The 19576-nt window shown below is 58.8% G+C and carries 16 protein-coding genes and 4 tRNA genes; 6 read left to right on the forward strand and 14 right to left on the reverse strand.

Features of this window, described 5'->3' with window-relative positions:
• Positions 1-33: 33 nt before the first annotated feature.
• A complete protein-coding gene (locus OGI63_RS07430; protein WP_011742963.1) occupies positions 34-1035 on the reverse strand; it encodes a zinc-binding dehydrogenase in 1002 nt (333 codons plus the stop codon).
• 174 nt (positions 1036-1209) lie between these two features.
• Here OGI63_RS07430 and OGI63_RS07435 point away from each other — a divergent pair, with 174 nt between their 5' ends.
• Positions 1210-3114, forward strand: a complete 1905-nt coding sequence (locus tag OGI63_RS07435; protein WP_011742962.1) for a 1-deoxy-D-xylulose-5-phosphate synthase — start codon at positions 1210-1212, stop codon at positions 3112-3114.
• Positions 3115-3230: 116 nt separating this feature from the next.
• Here the strand turns inward: OGI63_RS07435 and OGI63_RS07440 are convergent, their stop codons facing one another.
• From OGI63_RS07440 to OGI63_RS07450, 3 genes are read right to left on the reverse strand one after another with little or no spacing between them, the layout of a single operon-like run.
• Positions 3231-4742 (reverse strand): ABC transporter permease, encoded by a 1512-nt coding sequence (locus OGI63_RS07440; protein WP_011742961.1) that lies wholly within the window; start codon positions 4740-4742, stop codon positions 3231-3233.
• Between the two features lie 2 nt (positions 4743-4744).
• Positions 4745-5917, reverse strand: coding sequence for a COG1361 S-layer family protein (locus tag OGI63_RS07445; protein ID WP_035009902.1), 1173 nt, complete (start codon positions 5915-5917; stop codon positions 4745-4747).
• Positions 5918-5968: 51 nt separating this feature from the next.
• Complete coding sequence (locus OGI63_RS07450; protein WP_034984323.1) at positions 5969-6646, reverse strand: ABC transporter ATP-binding protein; 678 nt, start codon at positions 6644-6646, stop codon at positions 5969-5971.
• Between the two features lie 344 nt (positions 6647-6990).
• Here OGI63_RS07450 and OGI63_RS07455 point away from each other — a divergent pair, with 344 nt between their 5' ends.
• Positions 6991-7422 (forward strand): hypothetical protein, encoded by a 432-nt coding sequence (locus tag OGI63_RS07455; protein WP_035009905.1) that lies wholly within the window; start codon positions 6991-6993, stop codon positions 7420-7422.
• Between the two features lie 219 nt (positions 7423-7641).
• Here OGI63_RS07455 and OGI63_RS07460 read toward each other — a convergent pair whose 3' ends face one another.
• The 6 genes from OGI63_RS07460 to OGI63_RS07485 form a co-directional block, all read right to left on the reverse strand.
• Entirely contained in the window at positions 7642-8595 is a 954-nt protein-coding gene (locus OGI63_RS07460) for an SPFH domain-containing protein (protein ID WP_011742957.1), read from the reverse strand.
• A 279-nt stretch (positions 8596-8874) separates the two neighbouring features.
• Positions 8875-10110, reverse strand: coding sequence for a trans-sulfuration enzyme family protein (locus OGI63_RS07465; protein ID WP_011742956.1), 1236 nt, complete (start codon positions 10108-10110; stop codon positions 8875-8877).
• 328 nt (positions 10111-10438) lie between these two features.
• Complete coding sequence (locus OGI63_RS07470; protein ID WP_011742955.1) at positions 10439-11344, reverse strand: cysteine ABC transporter substrate-binding protein; 906 nt, start codon at positions 11342-11344, stop codon at positions 10439-10441.
• Positions 11345-11388: 44 nt separating this feature from the next.
• Positions 11389-12267 (reverse strand): amino acid ABC transporter ATP-binding protein, encoded by an 879-nt coding sequence (locus tag OGI63_RS07475; RefSeq protein ID WP_003808517.1) that lies wholly within the window; start codon positions 12265-12267, stop codon positions 11389-11391.
• The gene (locus OGI63_RS07480) at positions 12260-12934 is read right to left on the reverse strand and encodes an amino acid ABC transporter permease (RefSeq protein ID WP_003808515.1); all 675 of its coding nucleotides are present in this window, start codon (positions 12932-12934) and stop codon (positions 12260-12262) included. The genes OGI63_RS07475 and OGI63_RS07480 overlap by 8 nt, the downstream gene beginning before the upstream one ends.
• Complete coding sequence (locus OGI63_RS07485; protein ID WP_003808512.1) at positions 12921-13577, reverse strand: amino acid ABC transporter permease; 657 nt, start codon at positions 13575-13577, stop codon at positions 12921-12923. The genes OGI63_RS07480 and OGI63_RS07485 overlap by 14 nt, the downstream gene beginning before the upstream one ends.
• Positions 13578-13820: 243 nt before the next feature.
• Here OGI63_RS07485 and OGI63_RS07490 point away from each other — a divergent pair, with 243 nt between their 5' ends.
• The 4 genes from OGI63_RS07490 to OGI63_RS07505 all read left to right on the forward strand — a co-directional run bounded on the left by OGI63_RS07490 (position 13821) and on the right by OGI63_RS07505 (position 14878).
• Positions 13821-14492, forward strand: coding sequence for a GNAT family N-acetyltransferase (locus tag OGI63_RS07490; RefSeq protein ID WP_319026320.1), 672 nt, complete (start codon positions 13821-13823; stop codon positions 14490-14492).
• 87 nt (positions 14493-14579) lie between these two features.
• Positions 14580-14651, forward strand: a tRNA-Val gene (locus OGI63_RS07495).
• A gap of 45 nt (positions 14652-14696) precedes the next feature.
• A tRNA-Val gene (locus OGI63_RS07500) sits at positions 14697-14769 on the forward strand.
• Between the two features lie 33 nt (positions 14770-14802).
• Positions 14803-14878: transfer RNA gene (locus OGI63_RS07505), tRNA-Gly, on the forward strand.
• 112 nt (positions 14879-14990) lie between these two features.
• Here the strand turns inward: OGI63_RS07505 and OGI63_RS07510 are convergent.
• From OGI63_RS07510 to OGI63_RS07525, 4 genes are all read right to left on the reverse strand, one after another.
• Positions 14991-16979, reverse strand: coding sequence for an elongation factor G (locus tag OGI63_RS07510; RefSeq protein ID WP_011742953.1), 1989 nt, complete (start codon positions 16977-16979; stop codon positions 14991-14993).
• A gap of 86 nt (positions 16980-17065) precedes the next feature.
• Positions 17066-17142: transfer RNA gene (locus tag OGI63_RS07515), tRNA-Arg, on the reverse strand.
• Between the two features lie 53 nt (positions 17143-17195).
• Positions 17196-18185, reverse strand: coding sequence for a DMT family transporter (locus OGI63_RS07520; RefSeq protein ID WP_041777268.1), 990 nt, complete (start codon positions 18183-18185; stop codon positions 17196-17198).
• Positions 18186-18373: 188 nt separating this feature from the next.
• Positions 18374-19567: an SLC13 family permease gene (locus OGI63_RS07525; protein WP_011742951.1), complete on the reverse strand. Its 1194-nt coding sequence runs from the start codon at positions 19565-19567 to the stop codon at positions 18374-18376.
• Positions 19568-19576: the final 9 nt, after the last annotated feature.

Raw genomic sequence — 19576 nt, forward strand, 5'->3', positions numbered from 1 at the left:
CGTAGACTTATGTGTTCCAGAACACCGCCTACTTTACTTACTCGGCTCGATGTGCAGCACGACCTTTCCGAAAACGTCGCCGTCGACCACTTTGCGGAACGCCGCGGGCGCGTCGGCAAGCGCGTAGGTGGAGTCGATGACGGGGTGCAGGTCGGCGTGTTCCACGAATTTGAGCAGTCGTGCGAAGTCGTCACGCGAACCCATGGTGTTGCCTTGCACGCGAATGTCCTGGAAGAAGATGCGGGTCAGTTCGGCTCCAGGCTGGTCTCCTGTGGTGGCTCCGCAGATGGCGATGGTGCCGCCGGGGCGTACGGATTTGACGGAATGGCTCCAGGTGGCCGCGCCGACCGATTCGATGACGGCGTCGACCTTATGCGGCAGTCGCGCGCCGGTTTCGAAGGCGGCGTCGGCTCCGATGGCGATCGCGCGGTCTCGTTTCTCTTCGCTGCGTGACGTGACGAACACTTCCAGTCCTGCCGCATGGGCGAGTTGGATGGCCGCTGTGGACACGCCGCCGCCCGCGCCTTGGACGAGCACGGTGTCTCCCGGTTTCACGTTGGCCGATGTGAACAGCAGTGAGTAGGCGGTCAGCCAGCTGGTGCCGAGCGCAGCAGCCTCATCGAGGGTCAGGTTGGCGGGTTTGGCGAACACGTTGGCGCTGGGCACTTGGGTGGTTTCGGCCATGGTGCCCGCGTATTTTTCGGATAGGATGGTGCGCCGCTCCCCCGGCATGACGCCGGCGCCGTCGGTGCCGACGAAGGTGTAGAGCACCACTTCGGCTCCGGCTTTCAGCCCTTTGCGAACAGGAATGTCCTCGTCGAGCACGCCTGACGCGTCGGTGCCGAGAATCATCGGCGTCTGTTCGGCGGAGAGTCCCACGCCCTGCAGGCTCCAGATGTCGTGGTGGTTCACGCTGGCTGCGGCCACGTGGATGGTACTCCAGAACGGCTTGGTTTCGGGCGTGTCCAGCTCCCCCACCTTGAGTTGCGACAGCGGATTGTCATAATCGGTTCCTGCTACGTATACGGCTTTCATGGTCAGCGCTCCTTCGCGGTTTTTCGGTGGTTCGATTCATTTCATCGTTTCCATTGTGCCGCAGTTGAGAAGACTTTGCAGGTATTTCACAACCGACACCCCGGCAGAGGCATACAGTGGGATAGGATTTTCCGCGGTAAAGAAGACAGGTTCAGGGAAGGACAGTTGCGCATAATGACCGCTGGCATACTGGGTTCGATTCATTCTCCGGCGGATGTGCATGCCCTTTCTTCGCAACAGTTGCGTGATCTGTGTCTGGAGATTCGTTCCACGCTGTTGGATTACGGCCGGAAGCATGGTGGCCACATCGGTTCGAATCTTGGCGTGGTGGAGCTTACCGTGGCGTTGCACCGCGTGTTCGGTTCTCCACGTGACCGTTTCGTTTTCGATGTCTCCCACCAGAGCTACGTGCACAAGATGCTTACCGGGCGCGCCGAGGCGTATCTGGACGAGTCGCGGTTCGGCGAGGTGACGGGTTTCACCAATCCGTTGGAAAGCGAGCATGATTCCTTCGTGCTGGGCCATACCGGCACGTCCATCTCCCTTGCCTGCGGTCTTGCCAAAACACGTGATATGCAACATACCGCTGCGGGAGCAAGCGAAATCGGCAACGTCATCGCCATCATCGGCGACGGTTCGTTGAGCTCGGCGATCGCTTTCGAAGGACTGAACAACGCTGCCGAACAGGGCGGTAATCTCATCATCGTCGTCAACGACAATGAGATGTCGATCGCCGAGGATTTCGGTGGCATGTACGGCAATCTTGCCCGTCTGCGCGCGTCGAACGGAACCGCGGAGCTGAATCTGTTCAAGGCGTTCGGACTTGACTACCGTTATGTGGAGCAGGGCAACGATGTGGACACGCTGGTCGCGGCGCTTGAAGACTTGAAGGATATCGACCATCCCGTCGTGCTGCATATCCACACCACCAAGGGCTTGGGTTTCAGCGATGAGACCGAGGCGCAGGATGGTTCCGACGGATGCAACCAGACCAATCCGCAGCCGCATGCCGGCCAATGCGAGGCGAATCATTGGCAGGATCCGGACAGCGCGCTCGGCAAGCCGCTTGACGCGCGCAAATACTACGGTCAGATGGCCATGGCTTCGTTGGAGTCCCGTTTCGAAAACGAGCCGGGACTGGTGGTCATCTCCCCCGCCACCCCTGGTTCGAATGGCATCACCCGTGATTTCCGTGAACGTGCCGGATCGCATTATGTGGACACCGGCATTACCGAGGAGCATGCGGCCGCGTTCGCCGCAGGCATCGCGAAGGCTGGAGGCCGGCCGGTTCTGGCGACTTCCGCCACGTTCTTCCAGCGTATTTACGACCAGTTGCAGCAGGAGCTGGCGTTGAATCATGTTCCGGCGACGCTGCTGATTTTCGGAGCGGGCATTTCCGGCGCGGACAATACACATTCCGGCACGTTCGATATGACGATGTTCGCCAACACGCCTGATGTGACCTGTCTGGCACCGACCAGCGGAGAGCAGATGCTGGACATGCTTGCATGGGCCACGGGGCCGTCTGATCATGGTGTGACGGCTATCCGCATGCCCGGCGAGCAGATTCTTGCCATGGAGCGTTCCGCCGATATGGCGTTCGACCCGGCCGAACGTGCCGACACGCACGAGACGACGATCGATATTACCGGCGATTGCCCTTTCACGCGGTACCAGATTGTGCGTCCGGGACGTGAAGTGGCGATTCTCGGCTTGGGCAATACACTGCCGTTGGCGGCCGAGGTGGCGGCAACGCTCGAAAACGACGACGATATCAATGCGACGCTTATCGACGCGCAGCAGTATTCCGCGATGGATGGCGAGCTGCTGGACGTGCTTGCCGACGGCCATCGTGTGGTCGTCACCTTGGAGGATGGCCAGCTGGAAGGCGGCTGGGGTGAGAAAGTGACCGCGTTCTACGCGAATTCCACTAATCCGAAAGCAGCCACTGTGCATGCGCTCAATTTCGGCGCATCGAAAGAATTCACCGATCGTGTGCCCCTTGCCGAGCTTGACGAACGTTACGGGCTGACTGTGGAAGCGGTGGCTGATCGCATTCGCCGCGTCTTGGCCCGTTAATCACGCAACTAGCCGGCACCGTCAAAAATCGACAGGGAACGTTGAACAATCGCGAAATGCCGGCCCACGCTGAACAGCACATGGCCGACCATAAGCATTATTGTCAATCGCAATCGCTATTGCTCGTTCTTGATGGCGTCCAACGCAGGAATCTTCACAGCCTTATTAGCTGGCCCAAAACCGGCGAGTATGCCCACCAGAATCGAAAACAACACGGCCACGACAAACAGCCACCATGGAATCACGGAGATTCGGTTCACGTCGTCACCGCCCATAATCGCTTTGCCTACGTTTTCCATACTGAATCCACCAAACGACAGCAGATTGATGCTCAGCGACCCCAAGGCGGAAATCAGACAGGCGATAAGTCCACCGACCAGACCGATGGCACCTGCTTCACATAGGAACATCGTGCGAATATCATTCACATAGCAGCCGAGCGCCTTCATAATGCCGATTTCCCGAGTGCGTTCCGACACGGACATAATCATGGTGTTGGCGATGCCGATGGCCGCCACCAGGAATGACACCGCGCCAATGCCTCCCAATGCGAGCTGGATGCCACGACTCTGCTTTTCAATCTCCTTGCGGGTCTGTTCGAAGGACGTGGTTTGGTAGCCAGACATTTTGATCTGCGCTTCGATACCCGGCACATCCTTGATATTTTGAGCGTGCACCACCACTTGGTCGTAGTTTGTTTTGGTCCGGCTGGTGGTATTGGTTTTGCCGTCGATTTTGGCCTGCAATGTGTCCATATCCTCCAGCGACATGACTACACCGGAGCTGAATGCATCGTAATTATTGGTTGCAGCGTCCAACACACCGACCACGGTGAGAGGCATGGAAACCACAGGATTCTGCGAACTGGCAATACCATCGCCGTCGCCTGAATCGGTGGAACTCATCGAAGTGCTGCCTATTTTGCGGTAATCGTCAGGGCTTTGATAATCGGCTCCGGTAATCAAATTGAGTTTCGTGGTCAGTACGTCGAAGAACGGCTTCTCCCCCTCGCTCTCCTTGCAACCGTTCTCATCGCACTCATAATCACCGGGAGCGATACGCCTGGAGTCATCATCGGAACGATACTTATCCATAAACTGGTATGCCGCGTATTTGCCGAGCAATACTTCTCCGGCACGCCTCGGCATACGCCCTTGAACGAGCTTGTATCCCGATGCTTCAAGCTGGGTCATATCCGTACCCATCACAGAAGCATATTGAGCCACGTATCGGGATCCGGCTCCCGCAGTGAGATCCACGGTGCTCTGCGCCGACCGCTGTGGCATCACGGCTGCGACGCCTGAAATGCCACGGAACGTCTGTACCGCAGCATCGTCAAGCTTGGCCTGCTGATCCGATGATGTCATGTCCGACGAAGACAAACTCGACATACCGACGCCAGAGCTGTCGTACGCGCCCGAGCCGCCGGCAGCTGTGACGGTAATGTCGTTGAGATTGCCCATGCTCTTGAGCATCTGCTCATTCTGCTCGCTGATGCCTTGTCCAATCGAAATCATCAGGACGATGGAGCAGCAGCCGACGATCACGCCGAGCACCGTCAAAATCGTACGCGATTTGCGCCGCAGCAAATTCTGCGCGCAAGTATGTGCGATATCCGAAAATCGCATGCCTACTCCTTGACGGATGGAGTGGAAGATGACGTTGCGGATACGGAGGCGGCCGATGTGCCACCTGCCGTGGCGATTACCTGCGTCGGCGCATCGGCAGCCATGGCAGTAGATTTACCCTGCTTATCGGCTCCAAGATCGGCAGTCTCCCAATCCCAATCGTCATCATCGGCCACCTGCTTTGCCTTCTTACGGCGGCGACGGACCACCAATACGACCGTCAATACAATCACGACGAGTGCAACGGCCGCCGCCACTATCCACACCCAGACCGGCATGCTCTGATCCTGGACGTCAACATCCGTATCGGAATCATCCGGAACAGGAGCTTCAACGGCATTGATTTTCACCGGAAATTCCTTGGTCTGCGGCTGTCCATCGGAATTCTCATACGTCACCGTCAGTTTCGCCTCGGTTTCGCCGGGCTTGTCCGCAGTGAATGCGAATCCAATGGAGCCGGACGCGCCGGACGCCACATTGCCGACGTACTGCTTGGCCTGCGTGGCGGTGATACCGTCGCCTTCAACGCTCGCCTCGACATTGGAAACGTCGCCCTTGCCCTTGTTCACGTAATCCATGGTGATAGTAGTTTCCTCACCTGCGTTGACGATATTGGGCACCACTGGATCGTTCAATTCAAAACGATCAGGCTGCGAAACGGGTACGGAAATTTTGATGTCGGAAGTGTTGGAGCTGCGTGCGGCACCGTCCACGTACTCGTATTTGAAGCTGATGTCGATGCCCTGCGCGCCGTTTTTCGCACTGGCCAGTGTCTGCATCGGCACGGTCTGCGTCAACGCAGCTCCCGCATTCAGCGCATCGTAGTAGAACGTGTTCGTACCGCCGGAGATGGCAAAATTCTCACCGCCGTCCACGGTGACCACCATGTTGCTCACCGCCACTTTGCCCATGTTTTGGAAGGTGAAACCGAGGTTGAAGGTGCTGCCGACCGCCACCGACCCGTCGCCATAGGTGAAATTGGTGATAATGATGTTCGGCACCGGCCCAGCAATCTGCTCAACACTGTTGTCCGCTCCCGCACCCGGAGCATCGGAAGTATTGGCGCCATCTTCGGCGAACGCCGTCGGCACGATGCATACCAACGTGATGGCGACCACCGCCAATAGTGAGATTGCCCCGTTGAGCAGTGTTGCGATTCTTGTGTTGTTGCCCATGGAAGGCCCTTCTGTTGTCGTCATAGTTGTCGATATGCGTTGTCGTGAATGTTACGTAAGCCGGTCGCCGATGATGCGGCCGTCAAGAAGTGTGACGATGCGATCGGCGTATTGCGCCATATTGTCGTCATGTGTGACGAGCACGATGGTCTGGTTGAAATCGCGTGCGAACGAGCAAATCATATCCATCACTTCGGTTTTGGTTTTGGAATCGAGATTGCCGGTCGGCTCGTCGGCGAATACCACTTGCGGACGTGCCGCGAAAGCGCGGGCGATGCCGACGCGCTGCTGCTGACCGCCAGACATCTGGGCCGGATAATGGTTCATGCGTTTGCCAAGGCCGACCCGCTTGAGCATGGCACGCGCGATCATCTCGCGTTTACGCTTCGGCACGCCTCGGAACATCAGTGGCATGGCCACATTCTCGATGGCATTGAGATTGGGCAGCAGATTGTACGACTGGAACACGAAGCCAAGGTGCTTCTGCCTGAATTCGGCCAGCTGCCGTTCGTCAAGCCTGCTGATGGGCACACCTGCAATACGTACACCACCTTTAGTTGGTTTTTCCATGCCGGCAAGCTGATTGAGCAGGGTGGATTTACCGGATCCGGACTCACCATAGATACAGCAAATCTGCCCTTGCGGAATGGCGAGATTGACACGTTCCAGCGCTACGACGGTCTCATCGAGCACTGGATATTCCTTGCGTAGGTTTTTAACCTCGATAATGGGACCGCGACCGGTTTTCCCAACGTTGGATGTGATACCTACCGGCACATTCACCTCCTCGTTTTCTGGGAATATGTTGATAATTGCTCCTAAGTCTAAAGTGTTTCACCGCGCTTCGCCACCCTTAAGGGAACACCCTGAAGCCACGGTCCGCGCGTGCCTGAAACTCGAAAACCGTTCAAGAAACCCCGCCTGAACGATATGGAACATGTTGTTTCGTGCCAGAAACCCTTGTTTCGTGCCAAATGACCTTTTCGACCAAAATGTCAAAAATAAAATGAAACCATCAGCAATAATCTTCAGATTGTGGAATGTCAAACGGTTTCACACCAAAGGGGAACAATATGAAACGTCATTTCACCCAGGCGGAAGTCTACTATCTCAACACCTTGCCCGCGGTAGAAAGGGCATCAATGGACCGTATCACCTATTCAAGGGAATTCCAAGTGCGTTGCATGGCGCAATACTTACGGGGCAACGGGCCGACCAGCATCTTCGCCAGCGCAGGTCTTAACCCGAAAATCGTTGGCAGTAAACGTATCGAACGCGCCATCGCACGGTGGAAAGCAGATCCGCAAATCATGACCGAAGCACAATCGTTTGCCAACGAAGCCGCAGCTGACCAGCGCGACCTGCTCGTCATCTCCCAATCCATGACCATCGCATGGTTGGAAAAGAAAGTCATGGATCTGCAAGACCAGCTCCGTTCCATGGAAGCGCATGCTGCTGAATGTCTCAACGCACCTTCTCCCGGGAAGCTTGTCACTCTGGCCTGACGTCCGAGCGAAGCCTTCCGTATAACAGACGTGTGTCGTGGTACGACGGCGCACTTGCAACACGAATCCCTTCTTTCATCGTTTCCGCACTCTCCGTCACATCTACGTGGCTCCCCGACGAAAGAAGGGATTCTTTTTTTCGTTTTCGCTTTCCTGCGATTCACATGCCTGCGGCCAATCAACGTATGCCCGACGACTGCAGGCATCACCAAACATGTGTCAGATACGCGGCGTCGTCGGAGCGACGTGCGGCGGTGTCGGCACAGTCGAGTGCTGGCCGACGGTTTCGTTGGCTGTCACCATGGCCTGCGTGATCTGGCTGTACATGTCCTGGTAGCCGCCAGGGGTGGATGCGGGCAGCACGACGGTCTTGGCGTTGTTGGATTCGCTCAAGGAGCGCAGCACGTCGAGGTACTGGTTAAACAGCACCACATTGTTCACATCGCCGATGTTCATGCCGACAGCCTGCAAGCTCTTGATCTGGTCGACGATACCGTTGGCGATCTCGCGACGGTAGTTGGCCTGGCCCTCGCCTTGAAGACGGGTCTTCTCCGCCTCGGCAGCGGCCTGGGTCTCGATCTGGATGCGCTGGGCTTCGGCGCGGTTGCGGGTGGCTTCCTTCTCACGCTGGGCGGCGTTGATGGAGTCCATGGCGTTCTTGACCTGCGGGCTCGGGTCGATGGCGGTGATCAGCGTTTTGACAACGGTGAAACCGAAACGGGACATTTCGTTGCCGACGGTCTTCTGCACGTCGAAGGCCACGTCGTCCTTGCGGGCGAAGGCGTCATCGAGGCTCAACGCCGGAATGGCGGAACGCAGGGCATCCTCCATGTAGGAGCGCAGCTGCCCGGCCGGGTCGCGCAGCTCGTAGTAGGCGGTGGCCACGTTTTCCGGGTTCACACGGAACTGGGTGGAGGCGACGACCGTGACGAACACGTTGTCGAGGGTTTTGGTTTCCAGCTGCACGTTGAGCTGGTTGACGCGCATGTTGGTTTTCATGGCGATACGGTCCACGAACGGGATACGGATGTGGATGCCCGCGAACTGGACCTTGTTGAACTTGCCGAAACGTTCGATGATGTATGCCTGCTGCTGCGGCACGATGAACAACGTGGACAGGAACAGGAACGCGATGATCAGCGCAATGACAAGGAGCGCTACAAGGAACGGCATGGCATTACTCCCTTCTTTGGTTTCTCTTTAAAGGTCTTGTCGCATGACCTTTCGTAGGTTCTGCAACCATTGCCGAACCCGAGTAAAAATTTACCAAAGAATGCAATCGTATGCAGACAATGTCCGCGAGCTGGGCAAGGGCCGTCCACGAACCAACCATCGCCTGTCCAGGAGCTGACCCACATACGCCCACGAGCCGGACAGAGGGGCGCTTTCCCCTGTCCGGTTCGTGAGATAGCGTGCCAGTTAATATTCAAATCCCTACCGATAGCAAAACTTTCAGGCATATACGTGTTGCGCGAAGGTGAACAGACTCTCGCCGGCGTGACGCTTGAGATAGTTCTCGTACGCGATGTCGAAGGCTTGGCCGAGATCCTCAATGAGGTCCTGCTTGTCTTCGATGCCGACTGCGAGACGCACCAGTTCGTCGGTGATGCCGACCTTCAGACGCTCCTCGCGCGGCAGTTCGAAATGCGTCATGCGGCACGGCAGTTCGGCAAGCGATTCCACCGCGCCGAGCGAAACCGCCAGACGGAAGATATGCAGGTTGTCGAGCACGTCCGCAGGGTCGACGCCCGGCACCACTTCGAAGCTCAGTACGGCACCACCGCCCTTGAGACCGTTGGAGGCCAGCTCGTATTCGTGACCGGGCAGTCCCGGATAATGCACGGACTTGACCAACGGGTGCAGCAGCAGATAGCTGGAAATCGCACGCGCGTTCTCCTGCTGACGGTCCATGCGCAAGGCAAGCGTCTGGATGCCGCGACGCACCGAATCGCATTCGTTCGGCGCGAGCACGCCACCCAAACGGTTCTGCGCGAAGTAGACGCGCTTGCCCAGCTCATCGTCCTTGACCACCACGAGGCCGGCGTTGACTTCGGAATGGCCGGCCAGATACTTGGTGGCGGAATGGATGACGATGTCGGCGCCTTGGTCGAGCGGCTGCTGCAGATACGGGGTGACGAATGTGTTGTCGACGATGGCGATCGCGCCATGACGGTGGGCGATTCCGGCAATGGCCGTCACGTTGTTGACTTGCAGAAGCGGGTTGGTGAGCACTTCGAAGTACACGGCCTTGGCCGGACATCCATGCGCATTGCCCTTGGCGGATTCGCCGGACACCGCCGCATCGAGCGCCTTGTAATCGGTGGTGCCCACTTCCTCTACGATGACGCCCCAGCGTTCGAAATACTCGTGGAACAGCGAGTAGGTGCCGCCGTAGATGTTCTTGCCGACGATGATACGGTCGCCGGGTTGGAAGATCGACAGCACCGCGTGGATGGCGGCCAGGCCGGAACCGAACGCGAAACCGCGCGTGCCATGCTCCAGCTGCGCGATCTGCTTCTCCAGGAACTCGCGCGTCGGATTGCCACTGCGGGCATAATCCCAGCGGGGCATGGTCCCGACCGATTCGAAAGCATAGGTGGACGAGTTGTAGATCGGCGGGTTCACGGCTCCGGTGTTGTTGTCGTTGACCGGCAGTCCGTGGACGAGCTGAGTGTTGAATCTGGTCATGGTGCGCACCCCCTCGGTGTGGTTTCCCTGCCGCGTGCCGTTCACGCGATCGCTGGTTCCTACTTAACCGTGTCTTGGAAAGCGCCACGCGCCGGAGATTATCGACGTTGCTTATACAACGTGCGAATCGCCATAGCGTTTATTTATGAGGGGTTATCGGATGGTACGAAACCTCCGGAAACATACACCCGCGTGGACTGTAAACGGTTTCGAAGGATGTGACATAACCGGCCCGGAATCGGCATGAAAAAACCTTCCGCGGCGTGTGCCACGGAAGGCTTGGAAACAGGATTGACGGACGGCAGGCCGCCGTCAGGTCAGGTAAGAATCAAAGCTGGCCGCCTTCGACCACAATGTCATCCGGGTTGACGTCGGAGCCGTACACCGGCTTCAAAGTCTCCTCGTAATCCTTGTGGAAGAAGTTCTCCTTGCCGAGCTTCACGATCTCGTCGTTGATCCAGTTGAGCAGCTCCTTGTTGCCCTTCTGCACGGCCGGCGCGATGGTGTCTTCGTCACCGAGCTTGGTGATGCCCACCTTGAAGCCCTTGTTGGTCTTGGCCCAGGCCAGCACCTCGGTGTTGTCGGTGGAGAAGGCGTCGCCACGGCCGTCGAGCAGCGCGTTGTAGGCGTCGGCGTACTGGTCGTACTTCTGCAGCTTGACGTCGGGTTCGTTCTTCTCGAAATAGCTTTCGGCGGTGGTGCCCTTGGCGATGATCAGCGTCTTGCCCTTGAGCTGGCTCACGTCGGTGATTTCGGCGTTCTCCGGGGAGACCACGCCGAGCGCGACCTTCATGTACGGCTTGGCGAAGTCGACCTTCTCCTTGCGCTCGTCGGTGACGGTGAAGTTGGCCAGCGTGATGTCCACCTTGTTGGACGTGAGCACATCCACACGGGCGGCCGGATCGACGGACGTGTACTTGACCTTCACGCCCAGATCTTTGGCGAGACGCTCGGCGAAGACGATGTCGTAGCCGGCGTTCTTGCCGTCCTTGTCGATGTAGCCGAACGGGGCCTTGTCGGAGAAGACGGCCACTTTGAGCACGCCGGACTTCTTGATCTCGTCCAGGGAGCGGGCGGTCACCTTGGACGTGGTGACGCCGCCGTTGGAGGCGTTGTTCTCCTCGCTCGGGGTGGCGGCGTTGGGACCGCAGGCAGCCACGGAGGCGGCCATGATCAACGCGGCCGATGCGGCCACGATGCTCTTGATTGTCTTGTTGATGATTGATGCGGTCATGGTTACTCCTCTCTTGTACGGATGACTGCTATCAAAACTTGCGATTACTCGGCGGAAGTTCCCGTCGGTTCCGTCGGCGTTTCCGCCGGCCTGCGATGCCTGTCGAATTCGAACGTGTGCAAGAAACGCTTGGCACGCTCGGTTTTCGGATTGGTGAAGAACGCTTCGGCGTCGTCGGATTGTTCAACGATGCCGCCGTCCTCCAGCATGATCACCTGGTCGGCGATGGCTCGTGCGAATTGCATCTCGTGCGTCACGATGAGCATGGTCTGGCCGGAATCGGCGAGTTCCAGCATCACGTCAAGCACCTCGCGCACCATTTCCGGATCAAGCGCGGCGGTGACCTCGTCGAACAGCAGCACTTCCGGATGCAGGATCAGCGCACGGCAGATGGCCACGCGCTGGCGTTGGCCTCCGGACAGCTCATGCGGCCAGGCATCCTTGCGGTCGGCGAGTCCGACGCGTTCCAGCAGAGCGATGGCTTCCTTCTCGACCTCCGCCTTGTCGCGCTTCTGCACGAGCGTCGGAGCGAGCGTGATGTTGCCGAGCACAGTTTTGTTGGGGAACAGGTCGTAGCTTTGGAACACCATGCCGACACGCGTGCGCAGCTCGCTGCCGCGCTTGCTGCGGCCGGCCGATTCGGTGCCCGGCTTGCCGGTTTCGATAATCTCGCCGTTCAGCGCGATGGTGCCGCCCTGAATCGGCTCAAGACCTGCGATGGTGCGCAGCAACGTCGACTTGCCCGATCCGGACGGGCCGACGATGACGAACACCTTGCCATGGGGCACGTCGAAGGAGATGTCGTCCAGCACTGGCTTGTCGGCATTGGCGTACCGCTTGACCAGATGCCTGATTTCAAGGCTTGTCTGCGATTTCCCGCTGTTTTGCGCGGTCTGCGTAACCTGTTCAGCCTGCTCAGTCATGCTTCCACCTCTTTTCCAACCTGCGGGCCACGATGGACAGCGGCCAGCACACGATGAAGTACATGAAGAAAATCGTTCCGTAAATCCACAAAGTGCCCGTCGGATACTGGAAACGGTTCGCGTCGATGATCTGCTGGCCCACCTTGATGACTTCCACCACGCCGAGCAGCACGGCCAATGACGTGGTCTTCACGATGCGCGTGGCAAGGTTCACGGAAGCCGGCAGCAGCCGGCGCAACGCCTGCGGCAGAATCACTTTCGTGAACGTCTGCCAGCCGCTCAATCCCAAAACGTACGACGACTCGTACTGCGCCTTCGGAATCGATTCGAGCGCACCACGCACCAGATCGCCCAGTTCAGCGCCGCCCCACAAAACGAAGACGAACACGCATGCGCCGGTCGCATCCAAATTCCAATTCCATGCCTGCGCGAAACCGTAGAAGGCGATGAACAGCAGCGCCAGCTGTGGCATGATGCGGATGAAATCCAGATAAATCCTGGTCAGCACTCGCACAACGGGATTTTTCATCGTCATCAGCCAGCCGACAATCAGGCCGACGGGCACGGACAACGCCACGGACACACCGGCGATCCACACCGTGACCCACAGGCCCTGTAGCAGGCGCGGAATCACGCCCGGCTCGAGCAGAATCTCAGCGCCGCTCATAGTCGAACCTCCGTTCCAGCCAAGTGCCGAACAGCGAGATCGGCAGCAGAATCACCAGATACGCCACAATCAGCAGGAACAGCGACTCATAGGTGTCGTAGTACATGCCGATCAGGTCCTTGGCCATGTACATCACGTCGGCGAGCGCGATGGCGGACACCACGGACGATTCCTTGATGAGGAAGATCACATTGGCCACGACGCCTGGAATGGAGGTGCTGATGGCCTGTGGAATGACCACGCGGCTTAATGTCTGCCATTTGCTCAAGCCCAGCACGTATGCGGATTCGCGCTGCACTTCCGGAATGGTCTCCAGGCCGCCGCGCATCGCTTCGGCCATATAGGAGCCGCCGAGGAAGCCGAGTCCGACGATGGCGCACAGTTCCGCGGACCAGACGAGTCCGAGTTTCGGCAGGCCAAAATACAGGAAGTATAGCTGCACCAGCAACGGCGTGTTACGGCTCAGCTCGATGTAGACGCGCACGACCTGCCGCAGGACGGGGATGCGCGCGATCTCGATGCCGGCGCAGACCAAGCCGACCACGATCGCCAGGATGATGCCGAAGACGGAAATGAACAGCGTCATTTCGGCACCGCTGACGAAGAACGGCGCGTAGTGCGAGATGAACGTCCAGTCGAACACGCGCGCCTCCTTCTCTTCTCAACGGATTTTTCGTATTTGTTCCGGCGAACGCGGCTCATACTATCGCTTTATTCGCCACTACGAGCCAGTTTCGTTATCGGTTTTTCGTATAAGGACTTATCAGGTATCGCGAAACAGTCGTCCTGCGATCCCTCCAAGGTTCTTCTACAGTATGGCATGTTGGCGGATTGCGCCGTCGGCGCATATCGAAATGTGAAGATTGGGTATGCCTTGCGAGAGAGTATGCACATGCTCATTCGACATGCAACGATGGAGGATCTGGACGCGATCGAGGCTGTGGAGGCCGCCTGCTTCCCACCTGCGGAGGCCGCAAGCAACGAAAGCCTTACCGCACGCGTGGCCGCTTATCCGGACCATTTCTGGCTGTTGGTCAACACCGATGACGACGATACCCCGTTCCCCTCGCGTGTAGAGGACGGCACGTTGGTTGGTTTCGTCGATGGCATGGCCACAAACGAGCCGAATCTTGCCGATGCCATGTATGACGACGCCGATATGCATGACGAGCATGGCGATTGGCAGATGATTTTCGGCGTGGATGTGGCACCCGTCTACCAGCATCGCGGCTGCGCCAGCTATCTGCTGCGCCAGGTGATTCTCGACACGGCACAGGCCGGACGCAAGGGCCTCGTGCTCACCTGCAAGGAACGGCTGGTCGATTTTTACGCACGGCTGGGATTCGTGGACGAAGGACTGTCCGAGTCGACGCATGGCAACGTGGTCTGGCATCAGATGAGGCTCGCGCTGACGCACGCCGTCGGCACGGGAAACCCTACTGCGAACGGCTCCGCCAAGACCGCGGAGCGAACCAATGATGCGGATACGACCGCCATGAGCGGCGTGGACCACGACACGGAAACCTTGGAGTTTCCGCAGGTTGAACCCACCGCGTGAAGAACGGCCGGCGAACTTCACGTGAACATCGCGACACGCCGACGATTTGCATTCCGCCGAGAATCCACGTAAGTTAGCACTCGCTTCGGGCGGTTGGCGCAGAGGTAGCGCACTTCCCTGACACGGAAGGGGTCACAAGTTCGAATCTTGTATCGCCCACGCGAAGCGGATGACGAAGCCGGGAAACCGGTGGAGACATCCCACGGGTGATTGGCGCAGCGGCTAGCGCACTTCCTTCACACGGAAGGGGTCATAGGTTCGATTCCTATATCACCCACTGGATGCCTGCTTCTCACGGCAGGAATCCTTTGCGGACATAGCTTAGTTGGTAAAGCGCAACCTTGCCAAGGTTGAGACCGCGGGTCCGAGTCCCGTTGTCCGCTCCAGCATGAAGCCTCACCGATTCGGTGGGGCTTTTCGTTTATCCGTTTGTCGGTATCCGACAAGAGGCCTCGGGTGGGAAGCAATCGGCGCTTCCCACCCGTCTGTCTTTCGGTTCTATTCGCGCATGCCATCCCACGCGTAGTCGAGATGCATGAATTCGGGCACCTTGTACCATTTGACCGGATAGCCGGCGCCATGCGCGCAGAACACCGAATCCGGCGTGTTCTCCAGGTCGGATTCCGGATCGTAAGCCATGTTCTCGATCACCTCGTCGGCATTGTGGCACGGCTGGTAGCCGGCGAACACGCAGCTTAAATGGCCACGGCCGTGCGTGTACGCGTTCACGTCCATCGCATAGTCACGCATTTCGGATACCGGCGCCGTGCCGTTCAACACCATATATTCGCCGTCGCCGGTAGGCGTGTCGAACGTGCCCGACATGCGCTGGATGTCGGCCATCGCATGTCCGACCATGTCCTGCGGCACTTCCAGACGGAAGCCGTACCAAGGTTCAAGCAGACGGCAATCGCCCTTCTTCTTCGCTTCCATCAGGCCCTGGCGTATCGCACGGTAGGTGGCTTGGCGGAAATCGCCGCCTTCCGTGTGCTTCAGATGCGCACGGCCCGTCAGCAGCGTGATTCTCATATCGGTGATCGGCGAGCCGGTGAGCACGCCCAGATGCTCGCGTTCCTGGAAATGCTGCATGATGAGGCGCTGCCAGTTGCGGTCGAGCACGTCCTCGCTGCACACGGTGGCGTATGCCATGCCCGAGCCCTGCGGCAGCGGTTCGAGCAGCACATGCGTTTCGGCGTAGTGTCGCAACGGCTCGAAATGGCCGATGCCTTCGATCGGAGCGGCGATCGTCTCCTTGTACAGGATGCTGCCCGGTCCGAACGTGACGTCCAGGCCGAAACGGTCGTGCATGATCTGCTGGATGATCTCCAGCTGCACCGCGCCCATCAACTGCAGGTGCACTTCCTCTAGGCGAGACTGCCAGACGACGTGCAGCAGCGGATCCTCGTCCTCCAGTTCGCGTAGGGCGACGAGACATTTGTGAATGTCGCACTCCCCCGGTTCCAGCGTGTACGTGAGCACCGGCTGGAGGACCGGACTGCCGGCGTCCCGCTCCATGCCGAGGCCTTCGCCGGGGAATGTCTGCGTCAGACCCGTGACGGCGCAGATGGTGCCTGCGGGGACCGTGTCGACGGTGGTGGATTTCGCGCCGGAATAGACGCGCACCTGGTCGGCTTTCTCATGCCATTGGCCGTCTTCGGCAACCGCATCCGCGTCGCCGGCGTGCGCGGTGCCGCTTAGCATCATCTTGGCCTTCAGTTCGCCGCCGGTCACCTTGAGCCAGGTCAGACGGTTGCCTTGCGCGTCATGAGACACCTTATATATGCGTGCGCCGAATTCGCCATTGTATTGCGGCTCTTGCGCGAACCGTTCGAAACCTGCGACGAACTGTTCTATACCGTCCATTTTCAGCGCTGATCCGAAATAGCAGGGGAACAGCTCACGGCGGGCGATCATGGCGCGAATGGTTTCGTCCGGCACGGTTTCGGTGTCGAGATACGCGTCCATGGCCGTTTCGTTTTGCATGGCGATCTCCTCCATGCGTTCGCCGTCAATCGGCTCGGTGAAGTCGACGCAGCCGTCCGAGAAGCGTTTCTTGAGTTGGGCGAGCAGTTGCGTTTTGTCGGCGCCAGGCGCGTCCATTTTGTTGACGAAGACGAATGTGGGCACCTGATAGCGATTGAGCAGTCGCCACAACGTTTCGGTATGGCCTTGGATGCCGTCCGCGCCGGAGATGACGAGGATGGCGTAGTCGAGCACGGCGAGCGTACGTTCCGTTTCGGCGGAGAAGTCGACGTGGCCAGGAGTATCGAGCAGGGTGATGGTGAGGTCGGGCGTGGCGATGACGGCCGGCTCGGTGAAGATGGTGATGCCGCGCTGCCGTTCCATGGCGTCCGTGTCGAGGAAGGCGTCGCCGTGGTCGACGCGGCCGAGTTTGCGTACTTGGCCGGTAGCGTACAGCAGCGCCTCCGACAACGTGGTCTTGCCCGCGTCCACATGCGCCAGAATGCCCGCGACGATTCGCTTCATGGTCTCCCCTATCTTCGCAAGCCAATGGCTTGCCGTTCAATGGACAGGAAAGCCCCCGCACCGCATGAAACGACGCGAGGGCTTGATGGTGACCCCGGCCGGGCTCGAACCGGCGACCTTGAGATTAGAAGTCACATGCTCTATCCAGCTGAGCTACAGGGCCAAACTAAACACAGTATAGTCAGTTCGCACACGGTTGCCAACTCGACACGGCAATCACATCGCCTTGAGCACAATGCCGACAATGGCTACGAGCACGCCGACGTATTGGATGCCGGCCACGGGCTTGCGTGGCACGCCAAGCAGGCCGAAACGGTCGACCAGCAATCCTCCGCCGACCTGACCGAGCAATACCAGCATCACCGTCATGCCGGTGCCGATATGCGCGGACAGGTACGCGTTGCACATCACCAGCGTCGCACCCAGCAATCCGCCTACCCACATCCACCACGGATTGCCTTTCTTCAGCGCGTCGCCGAGGCTGTAGGTGCGGTCGACGAATGCGACGACGATCGCAAGCGAGATCAGACCGACCACGAACGAGGCGAGTGATGCCTTCACCGGCGATCCCAACGCGACGCCCAGCTTGCCCAACAACGCCGTCTGCACGGCCGAACACATGCCGAACGCGATGCCTGCGCAACTCCACAGCACGGTCGCGGAACCTGGCACATGTACGGCTTTTCCGTCAGTTTCGGATTTTTCGGAATCGCCGGAATTTTCCGAACCGCCAGCCGGACGATCGATGGCAGGCCTCAATCGCAGATTCGGTCCGGCGACGGCAAGCAGGAAGCCGACCAGCGTGATCGCCGCGCCTGCGATGCGCAGCGGGGAAATCGGCTGCGCGGTGGTGCCGAACCAGCCGAAAGTGTCGATCAGCAGGCCCATGACGATCTGCCCGGTGACTGGCATGATCACGGTTTTGAGACTGCCCAGTTTCGGCAGCAGCAGCACATTGCCGGTCAGGAAAGTGACACCGAACACGCCCGCGAACCACATCCACCATGGGCCGTTCGCCGCGGTGGCGGGAATCAGCGGATACGGGCCAAGCAGCAGCGTCAAAGTCAGCATCGCAATGAGGCCGATGCTGAACGACACCAGCGAGGCGCGCAACGGCGAGCCGATGGAACGGCCGAGCCGCGTGTTCACCGCGGTCTGCACCGGCGTGATCAGTCCGGAGAAAATTCCCAGCAATCCTTGCAGCATGTTCAGCCTTCCTACGTTTCTCGGCACACGCTTCCCGGCACAGATTATCACAGCACCAGACCATCAGCCGACGTAACAATAAACCCTTGAAATCCAATGATTCCAAGGGTTTTCATGCAATCCCAGCAAAAGGTGCGAACCGGCGACCTTGAGATTAGCGGTCAGGGAAACCGGTCGACGGCCAAACGCTACTCGATAATCCAGCTCAGGCCGACGAGCACGATGACGAACAGCACGTTCACCGCGGTGTAGACGGCCAGATAACGGCCTTTCTTGTCCGGGTAGGCGCGCGTCACGTTCTTGTAGCCGATCAGCGACGCCATGGACGCGATCAGCGTGCCCAAGCCGCCCAGGTTGGTGCCGATGATCAGTTCACGCCACTGGTCGCAGAAGCCGGACAGCAGCAGCGTGGTCGGCACGTTGGAGATGAACTGGCTGGACACCACGGCCACTTCCAGCGGATGCGCGCCCACCAGCGAGGCGGCCAGCTCGTAGAATTCCGGCACGCGTTTCATGTTGCCGATGAAGATGAAGAACATGCAGAACGTGAGCGGCAGTCCCCAATCGACGTTGCGGAACACGCGGCGGTCGCATAGCAGGAACGCCACGAACACGATGACGCACATCAACCACAGCGGAATGAAATCGCTCACCGCCAGCAAGCAGACCACGAACAGCACCGAATACACAATCGTACGCCAGCCGCCATAACCGGCACCGTAGCCGGTCACGCGAATCTCGTCAGGCTGCGGCCGGTCGGAATGCGGGGCGAGTACGTTCTGTTCGATGCCGGAACTATCGATCGCGGAAAATTCGGAAACCGGTTTGCTGCCGAAAATCACGCAGGTGATGATTATCAGCAGAACGGCTGCGGTAGCGGAATACGGGGCCATGATGCCGATCATCTCGGACGTCGGCATGCCCGTCAACGCTTTCAGATACAGGTTGTGCGCGTTGCCGATCGGGGTGAGCATGCTGCCCACGTTCGCGCCGATGGTCATCAGCGTGCCGACAAGCACCGCATGCTCTTCCATGTGCGCCATCGTCAACACCGCGATTGCGAACGGCACGAAGGTGACCAACGCCACATCATTGGTGATGAGCATGCCGGAGAAAAACGGCAATGCGATCAACGTGAGCACCAGGCCACGCGCGGTTTTGACGTGATGCAGCAGGCGCGAGCCGATGATGCGGAACACGCCGATGCGCTGGAAGCCGCACACCACAAGCATCAGACAGATCAGCTGCGAGATGGTGCTGGCGTGGATGTAGCCGGCGTATTCCTTGTCTGGCGGCACGATGAAGCACGATATGAGTGCGAGTATGGAAGCGACTACGAGAATGGTCTCGTTCTTCAGGACCTTGACGACCAATCGCCGCATGCATTCCTC

Source organism: Bifidobacterium sp. KRGSERBCFTRI (genome assembly GCF_025908335.1).